The organism is Kitasatospora aureofaciens (assembly GCF_019192735.1).
GTDB classification, from domain to species: domain Bacteria; phylum Actinomycetota; class Actinomycetes; order Streptomycetales; family Streptomycetaceae; genus Kitasatospora; species Kitasatospora aureofaciens_A.
In genome coordinates this window covers 394,275-408,948 of sequence record NZ_JAHTKP010000001.1, presented here as the reverse complement: position 1 = coordinate 408,948, position 14,674 = coordinate 394,275, and the positions used below count along the sequence as shown (strand labels likewise).

General features: G+C 71.4%; 13 protein-coding genes. 6 read left to right on the top strand and 7 right to left on the bottom strand.

Annotated elements, in window-relative coordinates; all coding sequences use genetic code 11:
- From KV557_RS01775 to KV557_RS01765, 3 genes are read right to left on the bottom strand one after another with little or no spacing between them, the layout of a single operon-like run.
- Positions 1 to 291, bottom strand: a complete 291-nt coding sequence (locus KV557_RS01775) for an antibiotic biosynthesis monooxygenase family protein (RefSeq protein WP_218197747.1) — start codon at positions 289 to 291, stop codon at positions 1 to 3.
- A 34-nt stretch (positions 292 to 325) separates the two neighbouring features.
- A complete protein-coding gene (locus tag KV557_RS01770; protein WP_308129724.1) occupies positions 326 to 1,879 on the bottom strand; it encodes a class I adenylate-forming enzyme family protein in 1,554 nt (517 codons plus the stop codon).
- A 12-nt stretch (positions 1,880 to 1,891) separates the two neighbouring features.
- Positions 1,892 to 2,308: a nuclear transport factor 2 family protein gene (locus tag KV557_RS01765; protein WP_218197746.1), complete on the bottom strand. Its 417-nt coding sequence runs from the start codon at positions 2,306 to 2,308 to the stop codon at positions 1,892 to 1,894.
- Between the two features lie 197 nt (positions 2,309 to 2,505).
- Here KV557_RS01765 and KV557_RS01760 point away from each other — a divergent pair, with 197 nt between their 5' ends.
- The 4 genes from KV557_RS01760 to KV557_RS01745 are packed head-to-tail and all read left to right on the top strand — an operon-like array spanning position 2,506 to position 6,747.
- Positions 2,506 to 3,294: an SDR family NAD(P)-dependent oxidoreductase gene (locus KV557_RS01760; RefSeq protein ID WP_218197745.1), complete on the top strand. Its 789-nt coding sequence runs from the start codon at positions 2,506 to 2,508 to the stop codon at positions 3,292 to 3,294.
- A gap of 43 nt (positions 3,295 to 3,337) precedes the next feature.
- Positions 3,338 to 4,276, top strand: a complete 939-nt coding sequence (locus KV557_RS01755; RefSeq protein WP_218197744.1) for an aromatase/cyclase — start codon at positions 3,338 to 3,340, stop codon at positions 4,274 to 4,276.
- Positions 4,277 to 4,316: 40 nt separating this feature from the next.
- Positions 4,317 to 5,990 (top strand): FAD-dependent oxidoreductase, encoded by a 1,674-nt coding sequence (locus tag KV557_RS01750; RefSeq protein WP_256176764.1) that lies wholly within the window; start codon positions 4,317 to 4,319, stop codon positions 5,988 to 5,990.
- Positions 5,977 to 6,747 (top strand): cyclase family protein, encoded by a 771-nt coding sequence (locus KV557_RS01745; protein ID WP_218197743.1) that lies wholly within the window; start codon positions 5,977 to 5,979, stop codon positions 6,745 to 6,747. The genes KV557_RS01750 and KV557_RS01745 overlap by 14 nt, the downstream gene beginning before the upstream one ends.
- A 147-nt stretch (positions 6,748 to 6,894) precedes the next feature.
- Here the strand turns inward: KV557_RS01745 and KV557_RS01740 are convergent, their stop codons facing one another.
- Positions 6,895 to 8,877 (bottom strand): elongation factor G, encoded by a 1,983-nt coding sequence (locus KV557_RS01740; RefSeq protein ID WP_218197742.1) that lies wholly within the window; start codon positions 8,875 to 8,877, stop codon positions 6,895 to 6,897.
- Between the two features lie 336 nt (positions 8,878 to 9,213).
- Here KV557_RS01740 and KV557_RS01735 point away from each other — a divergent pair, with 336 nt between their 5' ends.
- Positions 9,214 to 10,023 (top strand): AfsR/SARP family transcriptional regulator, encoded by an 810-nt coding sequence (locus KV557_RS01735; RefSeq protein ID WP_218197741.1) that lies wholly within the window; start codon positions 9,214 to 9,216, stop codon positions 10,021 to 10,023.
- Positions 10,024 to 10,123: 100 nt separating this feature from the next.
- Here KV557_RS01735 and KV557_RS44355 read toward each other — a convergent pair whose 3' ends face one another.
- Positions 10,124 to 10,771 (bottom strand): response regulator transcription factor, encoded by a 648-nt coding sequence (locus tag KV557_RS44355; RefSeq protein ID WP_218197740.1) that lies wholly within the window; start codon positions 10,769 to 10,771, stop codon positions 10,124 to 10,126.
- 957 nt (positions 10,772 to 11,728) lie between these two features.
- Here KV557_RS44355 and KV557_RS01725 point away from each other — a divergent pair.
- Positions 11,729 to 13,396, top strand: a complete 1,668-nt coding sequence (locus KV557_RS01725) for an AMP-binding protein (RefSeq protein WP_218197739.1) — start codon at positions 11,729 to 11,731, stop codon at positions 13,394 to 13,396.
- Between the two features lie 94 nt (positions 13,397 to 13,490).
- Here KV557_RS01725 and KV557_RS01720 read toward each other — a convergent pair whose 3' ends face one another.
- Together KV557_RS01720 and KV557_RS01715 are read right to left on the bottom strand one after the other, a co-directional pair.
- Entirely contained in the window at positions 13,491 to 13,892 is a 402-nt protein-coding gene (locus tag KV557_RS01720; RefSeq protein ID WP_218197738.1) for a YccF domain-containing protein, read from the bottom strand.
- 104 nt (positions 13,893 to 13,996) lie between these two features.
- Positions 13,997 to 14,590, bottom strand: a complete 594-nt coding sequence (locus tag KV557_RS01715) for a hypothetical protein (RefSeq protein ID WP_218197737.1) — start codon at positions 14,588 to 14,590, stop codon at positions 13,997 to 13,999.
- Positions 14,591 to 14,674: the final 84 nt, after the last annotated feature.

The following is a 14,674-nucleotide window of genomic DNA, read 5'->3' as shown; positions in this document are numbered from 1 at the left end:
TCAGGCGCCGTGCTGCGCGATCAGGTCGAACGGGGCCGGCTCGGCCTGGGCGAGGCCCATCACCTTGCCGACCCGCGAGCGGAACTCCGGGGAGCCGGTCGCCGCCTTGTGCGAGGCCGCGTCGTCCCACTCGGCGGTCTCCACGTACACCGTGGCGTCCGCCGCCGACCGGTAGAACCGGTGCGAACGGAAGCCGCTCTGGGTGCTCATGAAGTCGGTGATCTCCCCGACGAGGGCCTCGAACTCGGCGACGTCCCCGGTGACGGTGAAGCGGTTGATGAAGGTGAACACGGTGACAACTCCTGTGATGGTGTGAGGGGGTGGGTCAGAGGGAGCCGAACAGCCGGTCGCGCAGCTCGCGCCGCTGGACCTTGCCGGTGGCGGAGCGCGGAATGCTCTCCACCAGCCGCAGCTGCCGCAGGTGCTCGTAGTAGGGGAGCCGGGCGTTGGCGAACTCGGCCAGGGCGGCCGGGTCGACGCCCTCGCCGCGCGGCACGACGAGTCCGACGGCGACCGCGCCGCTCAGCTCGTCGGGGCGGTCGAAGACCACGCAGTCGGCGACGGCCGGATGCCGCATCAGCACCCGCTCGATCTCGGTCGGCGACACCAGCCAGTTGTCGCACTTGAAGACGTCCTTGATCCGGTCGACGACGAACAGCCGGCCCGCCTCGTCGATCCGGCCGACGTCACCGGTGCCGAACCAGCCGTCCGGGTCGATGGCGTCGGCGGGCCCGTCGCCCAGGTAGCCGAGCATCAGCTGCGGCCCCCTGACCTGGATCTCGCCGCGCTCGCCCACCGGCAGCACCTTGCCGGTGCGCACGTCCACGATCCGGCAGGCCGTCCCGGCCACCGGCGGCCCGCTGGAGCCGACGGCGGGCCCCTCCGGCAGGTCGAAGTGCGTCGAGGGGGAGGTCTCGGCGAGGCCGTACCCCTGGACGACCGGGACACCGAAGTGCTCCGACAGGGCCACCGTCGTCCGGGCCGGCAGCGCCGAGCCCCCGGACAGCACCGCCCGCAGCGACGGGATCCGGAAGCCGGGCAGGCGCTCGTCCCCGGCGAGCCGGGACAGCCGCACCGGGAGGCTGTACAGGTGCGAGGCCCGCCAGGTGCGGGCCAGCCGCACCAGCGCCTCCCGGTCCTCCTCCGGACAGAGCACGTGGGTCGCGCCGACGGCGAGCGCGGTGTCCAGGTGCATGAGGTGGAACGAGGGCAGGTTGTTGAGCGAGACGGAGTCCGCCGCCAGCCGGTGGGCGTGTGCCGACTGCGCCGCGTTCACCAGCAGGTTGCGGTGGCTCAGCCGCACTGTCTTGGGCGCGCCGGTGGTGCCGCTGGTGAACTGCAGGCAGGCGGTCTCCACCACCTCGCCGGCCGGGACGGCGGCGCGCTCCAGGCCGCCCAGGACGGGCGTGCCGTCACCGGCGTCGGCGGCCACCACGAGCTGCCGCAGCAGCGGCAGCCGGGGGCGCAGCGCTGTGATCCGCCGGTGCATCCGGGGTGACAGCACGGCGGCCCGCGCGCCGCAGGAGTTGAGGACGTGCACCAGGGTGTCGTCCGGGACGAGCGGGTTGAACATGGCGCTGGTGTTCCCGGAGCGGGAGATGCCCAGGAACGTGACCGCGAACTCGACGGTGAGCTCGGCGGCGATCGCGATCACCGCGCCGGGGCCGCCGAAGGCGCCGCGCAGCGCCTCCGCGCAGTCGGTCACCCGCTCGTCCAGGCGGGCGAAGTCGAGCACCAGGCCATCGGCGACGAGGGCGGGGTGACGCGGCGTCCGCCCGGCGGCGCGCCGCAGCAGGTCGTCGATCCGGGGGCCGCCGATCAGCTCCGCCACGCCGTCCAGGGGCGCACCGAAGGTCGTACTGTCCCGTGGGAGGTCCACGGTGGCCTCCTCTCAGGCGGGCAGGTCGTCCCGGTACACCTGGCGGTGCCGGACCTTCAGCTCCCCGGCCACCCGCACCAGCTGGTCCTCACAGCGGCAGCTCAGGTGCACGGCGGCCGAGCCGCCCTCGGGCGTCGCGATGATCAGGGCGTAGGTCTTGGCGAGCACGGTGCCGTCCGGCTGCTCGGCGACCTCCAGCATCCCGAGCCAGTGCCGGTGCTGGACCCCGGCGGCGGCCAGGCGCGCCGCGGCCTCCCGGGCGCCCTGCTCGATCGCGCTCCGCCCCTCCTGCGGGTGCGGGCGGGCGTTGGCGGCGAACACGCCGTCCTCGGTGAAGGTCGCGGCCCACTCGGTGACCGCGCCCTCGTCGAGATGGCGCATCTGCCGGCCGTAGAAGTGCTGGACCTCCTCGTAGAGCGATCCGGTCATGCTCCGGGCCTCCTCGGATGGTTGGGCGGCTTGTTGGGGGGTGGGGCAGCGCCGACGCTCCCACCCCCGGTTCGAATCCCGTTGGAGCGCTCGGCGCGTCCGTCCCGCTCGAAGCGCAGTCGAAGCCGGCCGGGCAGGGTCGGCCCAGCGGTCCGGAACGGGCCCGCGACTCGCGAGCGAGACAGGAGATCGATGCGATGAGCACGGTGACAACCGGTGACGTCGCCCTGGTGACCGGGGCGACCAGCGGAATCGGACTGGCCAGCACCGTCCGGCTGGCCCGGCGCGGGCTGCGCGTCTTCCTCTGCGCCCGTACCGCGCAGGCCGTCGTCGAGACGGTCGCCCGGCTGCGCGGCGAGGGACTGGAGGTGGACGGCATCGCGGCCGACGTCCGCTCCCCGGAGGACGTCGCGAAGGCGGTCCGGGCCGCGGTGGACCGCTTCGGCCCGATCGGCGTGCTCGTCAACAACGCCGGACGCAACGGCGGCGGTGTCACCTCCACGATCACCGACGAGCTCTGGCAGGACGTGATCGAGACCAACCTGACCAGCGTCTTCCGGGTCACCCGCGAGGTGCTCACCACCGGCGGCATGGAGGCGGCCGGCCACGGGCGGATCATTACCGTCGCCTCCACCGGCGGCAAGCAGGGAGTCCCGCTCGGGGCCCCGTACTCGGCCTCGAAGGCCGGCGTCATCGGCTTCACCAAGGCCCTCGCCAAGGAACTCGCCGCCACCGGCACCACGGTCAACGCGGTCTGCCCGGGCTACGTCGAGACCCCGATGGCCGTCCGGGTCCGCCAGGCGTACGCCGACACCTGGCAGACCACCGAGGAGGACGTGCTCGCGCGGTTCGAGCAGAAGATCCCGCTCGGCCGCTACTCCACGGCCGAGGAGGTGGCCGGCATGGTCGACTACCTGACCACGCCCGCCGCGGCCTCCATCACCGCGCAGGCGATCAACGTCTGCGGCGGACTCGGCATCTACTGACGCTGCACGTCCCAACCCTTGGACAGAAAGGCCGGTTCGACGCATGACCGCCACCCAGCACACCACGCACGAGATCGACGTCGACGCCCCCGCCGACGTCGTCTACACCGTCATCGCCGACGCCCGGGCCTGGCCGCGGCGCTTCGCACCCACCCTCCACGTGGAACACGCGGACCTCGCACCCGGCGTCGAACGCCTGCGGATCTGGGCCCGGGCCAACGGCGAGGTCAAGCAGTGGACCTCCCGCCGCGACCTCGACGTCGACCGGCGCCGGATCCGGTTCCGCCAGGAGGTCTCCTCGCCCCCGGTCGCCTCGATGGCGGGGGAGTGGCAGGTCACCGAGCGCCCCGGCGGCGCCACCCTCACCCTCACCCACGAGTTCACCGCCCTCGACGACGACCCGCAGGGCCTGCGGTGGATCGCCGAGGCGACCGACCGCAACAGCCGCAGCGAACTCGGGAACATCAAGTCCCTCGCCGAGCGCTGGTCCCAACTCACCGACCTGGAATTCGAGTTCGAGGACTCGGTGCTGGTCGACGCCGCCCCGGGGACGGTCTACGACTTCCTCCGGGACGCCGCCGCCTGGCCCGCCCGGCTTCCGCACGTCGCGCGGCTCGACCTGCGCGAGGAGGCCGGCGGCCTCCAGCACATGGCGATGGACACCCGCACCGCCGACGGCTCCGAGCACACCACCGAGTCCGTCCGGATCTGCTTCCCGGAGACCGACATCGCCTACAAACAGCTGCGCACCCCCTCCATGATGTCCGCGCACACCGGCCGCTGGACCGTCGAGCCGACCGAGCACGGCGTACGGGTCACCTCCTGGCACGCCGTCGTCCTCAACCCGGAGGCGATCCCCGCCGTGCTCGGCCCGGACGCCACCACCGCCACCGCCCGCCGCTTCATCCGCGACGCGGCCGGCGGCAACAGCCGCGCGACCCTCGGGCTGGCCAAGCGGTTCGCCGAGGAACGCCATGGCTGATCCCATGGCCGACCCCACGGCTGACCCCATGGCCGGCCCCTTGGCTGATCCTTTGGCCGCGCCCGCCCCGGCCGTCCTGATCGCCGGCGCCGGCCCGGTCGGCCTCACCGCGGCCCACGAGCTCGCCCGGCGCGGCGTACCCGTCCGGCTGATCGACGCCGCCCCCGGCCCGGCGACCAGCAGCCGGGCCCTGGCGGTGCACGCCCGGACCATGGAGGTGCTCGACCAGATGGGGGTCGTCGACCGGTTGCTGCCCCTGGGCCGGCGGGTCACCCACTTCACCATGCACCGGCGCGGCCGGACCCTGATCCGCTTCGACACCAACTACCGCTCCCTGCCCACCCGTTACCCGTTCAGCCTGATGGTGGACCAGGTGGTCACCGAGCAGGTGCTGCGCGAGCGCACCGCCGGACTCGGCGTCTCCGTCGAGTGGGGCGTCGAACTGACCGCCCTGCACCCCGAGGCCGACGCCGCGCTCGTCACCCTCCGCCACCCCGACGGGCGCACCGAGGAGACCCGGGTGCCCTGGCTGATCGGCGCCGACGGCGGCCGCAGCACCGTACGCCGGCAGCTCGGCATGCGCCTGATCGGCGACTCCACCCAGGTCTGGCTCAACGCCGACGTCACCCTCGACACCGACCTGCCGCCGGACAGCAACCACCTCCTGCACACCGACCCGGGCACCCTGCTGCTCGTCCCGTTCCCCGAGCCCGGCAAGTGGCGCGTGGTGGACACGGTGGACACCGACGGAGCCGACGACTCCGAACTCGTCCGGCGCCGCCTGGCCCACAAGATCGGCCGGGCGCTCGGCCGCCCGGTCGAGGTCGGCACCCCCACCTGGCTCTCGGTCTTCACCGTCCAGCAGCGCCAGATCACCCGGATGCGCGAGGGCCGCTGCTTCCTGGCCGGGGACGCCGCCCACGTGCACAGCCCGGCCTCGGGACAGGGCATGAACAGCGGCATCCAGGACGCCTACAACCTCGCCTGGAAGCTCGCCGACGTGATCCGCGGCCACGCCGGGCCGGGACTCCTCGACAGCTACGACGCCGAGCGGGTCCCGACCGGGGCCGTCCTGCTCCGCTCCACCCGGACGGCCACCGCCCTGGTCTCGCTGCGCACCGCCCTCGCCCCGGCCCTGCTCACCGTGGGCACCGCGGCGCTGCGCCGGATACCGCCGCTGCGCCGCAAGGTCGAGGGCCGGATGATCCGCGGCTTCTGCGGGCTCGCCCTGGCCTACCCCGACAGCCCGCTCACCCGGCCGGACCCCGCACCGGCCGGCCGCATCGCCCCCGGCGACCGGGTGGCCTGCGACGGACGGACCGCGGCCGGGCACCCCGGCTGGTCCGCGCTCTGCGCCGAACTCGCCGACCCCCGCTGGACGTTGCTCGCCACCCCGGCTGCCGAGGCCACCCCGGCCACCCCGGCCACCGCGGCCGCCGCCGGGCGGACCGGGCACCGGGAGGCACTGGCCCGGGTGGACCAGCTGCTCGGCGCGGCCGTCTCCGTCCGCGCGGTGGCCGACCCCGGTGGGCAGGGCGACCTGCCCGACCCCGACGGCACGCTCCGCCGCGAACTCGGCCTGGCACCGGGCGACTTCCTGCTGATCAGGCCGGACGGCCACCTCGCCGCACGCGGCCGCGGGCCGGACCGGTACCTCGACGTCCTCCGGGCCTGCGCCCTGCTGCCGGAAAGGGCTGCGCATGCGCATCATTGACCTCTCGTCGACGATCGACGCCGCCGCCTGGGAGGTGGACGGCATCCGGCACGAGGTGCTGACACCGGCCGACGGCGCTCGCCACATGGCCGAGGGCATGCTCCGCAACCACGGCATCGAGTTCGACATCGCGGACCTGCCGGACGGCGAACTGCTGTCGCTGGACACCCTGACCCTGACCACCCACACCGGAACCCACGTCGACGCCCCGTCGCACTACGGCAGCAAGGCCACGTACGGAGTGCCGCGCCACATCCACGAGTTGCCGCTGGAGTGGTTCACCGGACCGGGAGTCGTCCTGGACCTGACCGACACCGGGGTCGGGGCGATCGGCGCGGACCGGCTGCGGCAGGCCTTCGACGACATCGACCACTGCCCGCGCGCCGGGGAGATCGTGCTGCTGCACACCGGCGCGGACCAACTCGCCGGAAGGCCAGAGTACTTCACCCGGTTCGCCGGTCTCGACGGTGCGGCGACGAACCTCCTGCTCGACCTCGGGGTGCGGCTCATCGGGACGGACGCCTTCGGTCTCGATGCGCCGTTCACCCACATGCTCTCCGAGTTCCGGCGCACCGGGGACCACTCCGTCCTGTGGCCCGCGCATTTCGCCGGGCGGCAGCGGGAATACTGCCAGATCGAGCGGCTGAGCAATCTGGGCGCGCTGCCCGCGCCGACCGGATTCACGGTGCAGGCCTTTCCCGTCAAGATCGCGGGGGCGGGGGCGGGTTGGACGCGGGCGGTGGCTCTGCTCGATTGAGTGGCTGTGCTCGATTGAGTGGCGCTGCTCGGTTGAGTGATTGAGCCCGCCTCTCGATTGAGCCCACGGCTCGGAATTCCGGAAAACGCGCGAGGTCCCGACCACCGGACGGTGATCGGGACCTCGCGCTGCTCTACCGGCGTCCGGTCAGATCCGCCCGAACGCCCGCAGCATGTACTCCTTGCGGTCCACCGGGTTGAGGTCGGTCCGACGCCGGCTCGGCACCGGCCCGACGGCGGGCTGGAAGCTGTGGAACCGGGTCACCAGCATCCCCTCGCCCTGGCTCAGCCCCGGCAGCCGCTGCTCGAACTCCTGGACCGTACGGGCCGGAATGATCCCCTCCACCAGGCAGCTGCTGCCCTGTCCCCGGGTCGTCTCCGGGGTCGCGCCGCACTCCACCAGGTTCAGCAGCACGGTGCTGGCGTTCTCGGCCGGGACCTCCAGCTCGAACCGGTTGACCGGCTCGTAGACCTGCGTGCCCGCCTGCTTGAGCGCGTTCATCAGCACCAGCGGGGTGAGCTTGCGGAAGTCGCCCGCCGCGCTGACCGGGCTGGCGAACCCGGTGTGGGTCAGCGTCACCAGGATGTCCAGCACCTCCCAGCCGTTCAGCCCCTGCTGCAAGGTCGCGCGGACGGCCTCCTCGACGGCCTTGTGGAAGGCGTGCGGCAGCGAGCCGAGCTCCACCGACCGGCGGAAGACGACCCCCGAGCCCGGCTCCCCGGGCTCGACCCGCAGCCCGACCGTGGCCCAGAAGAAGGTCTTGCTCCGGTAGTCGATCTCCTCCACCGACTCGCCGACCCCGATCGGGCGCTCGACGCAGATGATGCGGGTGCCCTCGAACACGACGTCCAGCTTGTAGTCGTCGGCGAGGGTCGCCGCGATGACCTCCTTCTGCACCTCGCCGTAGAGCGAGACCGAGATCTCCTGCTCCTCGTCGTCCTTGCGGACGTTGATGAACGGGTCCTGGTCGGCCAACTGCAGCAGGGCGTCGTAGAGTTCGGGCATCGCGCCGTGCCGGGCCGGCCGGATCACGGTCTCCAGGCTCGGCGGCGCGAACAGGTGCTCCCCGTCCAGCCCCTCGGCGGAGCCGAGCCGGTCGCCGATCCGGATGCCCTTGAGGCCCCAGACCTTGGCGATGTCACCCGCCCGGGCCTGCGCCTCCACCATGGCGGAGCCCCGGTCGAACACCTCGACCACCGTGGTCCGGCCGGGCAGTTCGAGGACGGCGCCGTGCGGGTCGCGCCGGAACACGGACACCTTCGACCGCGGCCCGAGCGTGCCCGACCGCAGCCGCACGTAGGCGACCTTCTCGCCCGCCCAGCCGCGTTCGATCTTGAACACCGTGCCGTGGAGCGTGCCGTCGGCGCCGCCGTGATTGACCGGAAACAGTCCGGTGATCCCGTCCACCAGCGCGCCGATGCCGGCGTCGGCGACGGCCGAGCCGAAGAGCACCGGGTAGAGCTGGGCCCGGCAGGCCTGCCGGGCCAGTTCCTCGGTGTAGTCCCGCGCGGTCAGGGCCGCCTCGTCGTCGAGGTAGCGGGCCAGGAACTCGTCACCGTGCTCGGCCAGGACGTCGGCCAGTTCGGCGGCGAACTCCGGATCGTCCGGTCCGACGGTCCGGGTGATCGCGCGCGCCTCGGCCGTACCGATCCCTTCGACCCTGGTCAGCGGCACGACGGCGGGGGAGAGCTCGGACCGGATCTCGTCCAGCAGGTCGTCGTACCGGGCGCCCATGCGGTCGATCTTGTTGACGAAGAGGATCACCGGGATGCGCATCTTGACCAGCGTGCGCATCAGCAGCCGGGTCTGTGCCTGTACCCCCTCCACGGCCGACACGACGAGCACCACGCCGTCGAGCACGCTGAGGGCCCGCTCCACCTCGGAGATGAAGTCCGGGTGGCCGGGGGTGTCGATGAGGTTGACCTTCACGTCGCCGACGGTGAAGGACACCACCGCGGACCGGATGGTGATGCCGCGCTGGCGTTCGAGTTCGTGCGAGTCGGTCTGGGTGTCGCCGCGGTCGACGCTGCCCACGCGGTCGATGACGCCGGCGGTGTGCAGCAGCCGCTCGGTCAGGCTGGTCTTACCGGCGTCGACATGCGCCAGGATTCCGATGTTCACGCTTGTCAAGACGTGCTTCCCCTTGTTCTTCGGTCTTCGTACGGATAACCGGAGCAACACGGATCTTTCGGGGCACGTCTCTCTCCTCGCGGGTCTGGCGATGGTCCGACCTCATGGTCCAACCGGGCGCAGTCTAACAGAACTTGACGGATAGCCAGTCGATCGGCGGGGGTCGATCGGCGGGGGGTGTTTCCCTCGGGACAGGTCGGCGGGCCGCTTTGGAAATGCCCCGATGCCACCTTGGAAATGCTCTGCTGCCACCTTGTACGGATTCCTCTTGAGGCCCCGCCGGAGGCCCGGATATACCTGGGTTCGAGGAAATGTCCAAGCGACATCGGAGGCACTGTGAAGTTCAACATTCTGGGCCCGCTGGAAGTCCTCGACCGGGGAATTCCGTGCACCCCGAGCGCGTTGAAGGTCCGCTGGACGCTGGCGATCCTGCTCATGAACGCGAACCGGATCGTCGACCTCGGCGTCATCATCGAGGAGATCTGGGGCGCCAGCCCGCCGCGGACGGTGGTCACCACCGCGCAGACCTACATCTACCAACTGCGCAAACTCTGCCGCCCCCAGGGCCGCGACGTCATCCTCACCAAGGCCCCCGGCTACGTGCTGCTCCTGGGCGAGGAGGAGCTCGACGCCCAGGAGTTCGAGCGGCTGCACATCGAAGGGGGCCGCCTGCTGGCCGACGGCCACCCCGAGGCCGCCGCGGACCGGCTGCGGCGGGCGCTGGGCCTGTGGCGGGGCACCGCGCTGGCCGACATCCCGGTGGGCGGCGTGCTCGCCGGCCACGTCGCCGTCCTGGAGGAGATGCGGCTGCGCGCCCTGGAGCACCGCATCCTGGCCGACCAGCAGCTCGGCCGCAATCGCGAACTCATACCGGAGCTACGGCTGTTGACGCTCCATCAGCCGCTCAACGAGTGGTACCACGAACAGCTCATGCTCGCCCTGGACGCCGCCGGGCGCCGCAGCGAGGCACTGCACGTCTACCGCACGCTCTACCGCAGGCTCGACGAGGACCTCGGGATCACCCCGTCGCAGCCCGTGCGGGACCTGCACAACGACCTGCTCAGCGACACCGCGCCCGCGCGGCAGCAGTTCCGCGCGGCTGCCGCGCGGGCGGTGGAGCAGGGTCTGCGGGCCCGCTCGGCGTAGGGTGCGGCTCCCGTACGGTCAGGCCCGCTACCCGGGCCCGCCGGTCAGGCCTCTTCGGGCAGGCCTGCCGGGTCAGACCTGCTGGGTCAGGCCTGCTGGGTCAGGCCCGCCCCATCGGCACCAGCATGGCGGCCGCCCGGGCCTTGTTGACGGCGTCGATCCGGGAGACCGCGTTGAGCTTGACGAAGACGTTCCGGAGATGACGCTTGACGGTCCCGGGCGAGATGCAGAGCCGCCCGGCGATGGCCGAGTTGCTCAGCCCGGTCGCGACCAGCCCCATGACCTCGCGCTCCCGGCCGGAAAGGCGGCCGCCGCGCTGGCCGGCCATCCAGCCCATGCCGGAGCGCGAGGCCATGATGTACACCCGCTCCCGGTCGGCGGTCAGACCCCGGACCACCGAGACCAGGCACTCGCCGGCGGCGTCCTCGGCCAGGTAGGCGCTCACCCCGGAGTTGAGGTACATCTCCACCTCGCCAGGGTGCTCCTGCCGGCTCAGCACGACCACCCGGGCGCCGCGGTCCAGCAGCCGCCCGAGGGCCCGCTCGGTATCGGCCACCGACTCGCCCGCGCCGTACACCACGACGTCCACCCGCTGCCCCGCGAGGACGCCGAGCGCCTCGTCCACGTCGCCCACGGCGGCGTGGACGGCGAGGTCGCCCTCGGCGGACAGCAGGGCCCGGAGACCGGTGCGCAGCAGGACGTTTCCTTCGACGACCAGGACCGACGGATGGTTGTTGACGAGCGACACGATTGACCCCCGATGGCGACAGGCGCGAATGACCGATGTGTGGAGCGAACTCGGCCGGTTGTTCAAGGCGGCGCGGCGGACGTTCCGAGTCCTGAGGCGGGTGGCGGAAAACCGATTCTCCGAATGCGGGCTCGGAGCATCCGCGGCCCTGCCATGGGCGATGGAGCGGCCGAGCCGGAGCCGGCCGGCGGCGCGCTGGACCGCCGCCGAATTCCGGACGGTTCCGGCCGCCGGAGCGGTGTCGGTTTCCGGGCGGCGGGAAGGGCGATATCCGGTCGCGCGGAGCCCGCGCCCCGCCGCCCGGCGGGGTCGCCCCGGAATCCTCGAAAACACGGTGGTCACCTCTGTGACCTGCATGGTTGTGAAGCCGCCGGCCGCGGGGGCGGCGACGGCAAGGGCCGGCGTGGCCGCGCTCGGAGACGGGCGCGGGGCCTGCGGCCGGCCGGGGAAAGCAGCCATTCGTAGTCCTTCGGTGGTGGGGGTCGGCGGATGTTCGTATTCAGGACATATGGCGTGGCCAGGCGGGTTTCCGTGCTGCGGCGTGCACGGCCGGAGGCGGGATCACGCCCCGGTCGGCTGCGTCCGCAGTCGGTCGAACGAGCCCGCCGCGACGGTGGCTCGATTTGGCGGCGATCCGGACTGAAGAGAACCTAACCTGATTCTTACTTTCAGCCCAAGGGCGGTTTTTCGCCGCACGAGCGACGCTAGATCACGGGACGATCTCGCCCTCCGTGTACGCATCCCCTGCCCGGGCCGGTCGTGCGGCGCTGATGTCGGCCGGCGGTCGACGGCCGGATCCGATCGTGCCCACTACCCCCGATCGGGGGTGGTCGTTGACCGGTGTGGCGCGGATCATGGGTTCCTGCCGGGCCGACGCCGGTAATCCTTCCCTCGGGCGCGGCCGCCCGCCCTGCCGTGTCGCGTCATCGCTCCATCGCTTCAGACAGGAGGCACATCGTGTCGACAACGACGTCCGCGACGTCCGCCAACTCCGCGACGTCCGCGACGTTCGCACGGAGCTACTCGTCGGGGACATCGGACGTCCCGCTGCTCGGCGACACCATCGGGGAGAACCTCGACCGCGCGGTCCGGTCCTTCCCCGGGCGGGACGCCCTGGTCGACCGCGCCACCGCCCGCCGCTGGACGTACGCCGAACTCGCCGCCGACGTCGACGCGCTGGCGCTCGGCCTGTTCGACCTCGGCATCGCCAAGGGCGACCGGGTCGGCATCTGGGCCCCCAACTGCGCCGAGTGGACGCTCACCCAGTACGCCACCGCCAAGCTCGGCGCGATCCTGGTGACCGTCAACCCGGCCTACCGCTCCCACGAGTTGGAGTACGTGCTCAACCAGGCGGGCATCCGCCTGCTGGTCGCCGCCCCGACGTTCAAGACGTCGGACTACGCCGCGATGATCGAAGAAGTCCGCCCCCGTTGTGCAGAGTTGGAGCGCGTCGTCCTCCTCGGCAGCCCGGCGTGGGACGCCCTCCTCGCGGTTGGACGTCAGGCCGATCCTGCCCATCTCTGCGCCCGCCAGGCTGAGTTGTCTCCGGACGACCCGATCAACATCCAGTACACCTCCGGGACGACCGGCTTCCCCAAGGGCGCGACCCTCTCGCACCACAACATCCTCAACAACGGCTACTTCGTCGGTGAGCTGCTCAACTACACCGAGCAGGATCGGATCTGCATCCCCGTGCCCTTCTACCACTGCTTCGGCATGGTCATGGGCAACCTCGCCGCCACCTCGCACGGCGCCTGCATGGTCATCCCCGCCCCCTCCTTCGAACCCGGCGCCACCCTGGCCGCCGTCGCCGCCGAGCGCTGCACCTCGCTCTACGGCGTGCCCACCATGTTCATCGCCGAACTCGCCGACCCGGACTTCGACCGCCACGACCTCACCAGCCTGCGCACCGGCATCATGGCCGGCGCCCCCTGCCCGACCGAGGTGATGAAGGACGTCATCGGCCGGATGGGCATGGCCGAGGTCTCCATCTGCTACGGCATGACCGAGACCTCGCCCGTCTCCACTCAGACCCGCGCCGACGACTCCGTCGAACGCCGCGTCTCCACCGTCGGCCGGGTCGGCCCACACCTGGAGGTCAAGGTCGTCGACCCGGTCACCGGCCGCACCGTCCCCCGCGGCGAACCCGGCGAACTCTGCACCCGCGGCTACTCCGTCATGCTCGGCTACTGGGGCGAACCCGAGCGCACCGCCGAGGCCGTCGACGCCGCCCGCTGGATGCACACCGGCGACCTCGCCGTGATGGACGACGACGGCTACCTCGGCATCACCGGCCGCATCAAGGACATGGTCATCCGCGGCGGCGAGAACCTCTATCCGCGCGAGATCGAGGAGTTCCTGTACACCCATCCCGACATCCTCGACGTCCAGGTCATCGGCGTGCCCGACCCCAAGTACGGCGAGGAGCTCATGGCCTGGATCCGCCTGCGCGAGGGCGCCGCCCTCCTCACCGCCGAGGCCGTCCGCACCTACTGCACCGGCCGCCTCGCCCACTTCAAGATCCCGCGTTACGTCCACGTGGTCGACGAGTTCCCGATGACCGTCACCGGCAAGATCCGCAAGGTCGAGATGCGCGAGATGGCCACCGAGATCCTCGGCCTGTAACCGCCGATCGCAGGCGCCCGGGAGGCGGCCCCGGGCGCAAAAACACCAGCGGCCGGCGAGGATTCCCTCGCCGGCCGCTGTTCGCCGGGTCCTGCTACCAGCCGGCGAAGCGTTGGTCGGTGGACACGACCTCCCGGCCGAGGGGCATGAGGGAGATCGGGATCATCTTCAGGTTGGCCCACCCGAAGGGGATGCCGATGATCGACAGGAAGAGCGGGATGCTGGTCACGAGGTGCGCGAGGGCCAGCCACCACCCGGCGAAGACCAGCCAGATGACGTTGCCGACGCAGGACGCTGCCCCTGCGTCCCGCCGCTCGACCGTCGTCCGCCCGAAGGGCCACAGCACGTAGCCGGCGATACGGAACGACGCAATGCCAAAGGGAATGGTAATGACGAGCAGGCAACAGACAATTCCGGCGATGACGTAGCCGATCGCCATCCAGATGCCGCAGAGAATCAACCAGAGGACATTGAGAACGAAATCGATCACCTTCATGGTCGGCACCTTCTCACGGCTGGCGTTTGGGCTCTGTGACCTGCCATGCCCGCTGGTGGGCGTGTCTACCCCCTTAGGGGCCGCTCCTCAGGGTTCGGTCCGGGTCACGGGTGGGTGGCGAGGGCGGCGGTGGCGAAGGTGCGGGTTTGTTCCGCGGCCTGGTCCAGGGGGACGTGTTCGTTGTTCGGGGGGAAGAAGTCGAGCGAGCCGACTGCGCTGTAGTTCGCCCAGAAGCAGGTGGTCATCGGGAAGGTGTCGGTGATGTTCTGCTGGCACTTCATCACCAGGGTCTTGGTGGAGTAGGACCGCGGTTCGCCGACGGGCGTGCGGCCGTAGCCCTCGACCAGCTCCATGGTGTCCTTGAAGGACTTGTCGAGAGCGCCCTGGGGGTCGGCGACGGTGGCGAAGAGGACTGTTTTGGCCGTGAAGTGAGGCACCGTCGCCGTGTGCGGTCCCTTGCTCAGCCTGATGCGTGGGTTTCCGAAGCACGATGCCGTGCCGTGGTCGTCGTCCTGGTCCCCCTGGCGGGTGGGAAGGTCGTCGGTCCCGAACACGTGCATGTCCAGGTCGTCTCCGAAGTGGAAGCCGCCGTTGCCCTGGGCGCAGGTCAGGCCGTTCAGTTGCGGCACGTTGACCTGGGAGTAGCGGGTCCCGGGGTCCGGCTGGAGCTTCTCCGCCTTCAGTGCTGCCGCCGGCACGGCTCCCTGGCCCGAACCGCATCCTGCGACGAGCGCGCCCAGAATCAGGGCCGTCGTCGGGATCCCCCACTTCCGCACTTTTGT

Bases quoted from the DNA above. Each gene is read 5' to 3' on its own strand.
- KV557_RS01765 (WP_218197746.1), bottom strand. From the start codon at position 2,308: ATGACCGGATCGCTCTACGAGGAGGTCCAGCACTTCTACGGCCGGCAG.
- KV557_RS01760 (WP_218197745.1), top strand. From the start codon at position 2,506: ATGAGCACGGTGACAACCGGTGACGTCGCCCTGGTGACCGGGGCGACC.
- KV557_RS01755 (WP_218197744.1), top strand. From the start codon at position 3,338: ATGACCGCCACCCAGCACACCACGCACGAGATCGACGTCGACGCCCCC.
- KV557_RS01745 (WP_218197743.1), top strand. From the start codon at position 5,977: ATGCGCATCATTGACCTCTCGTCGACGATCGACGCCGCCGCCTGGGAG.
- KV557_RS01720 (WP_218197738.1), bottom strand. From the start codon at position 13,892: ATGAAGGTGATCGATTTCGTTCTCAATGTCCTCTGGTTGATTCTCTGC.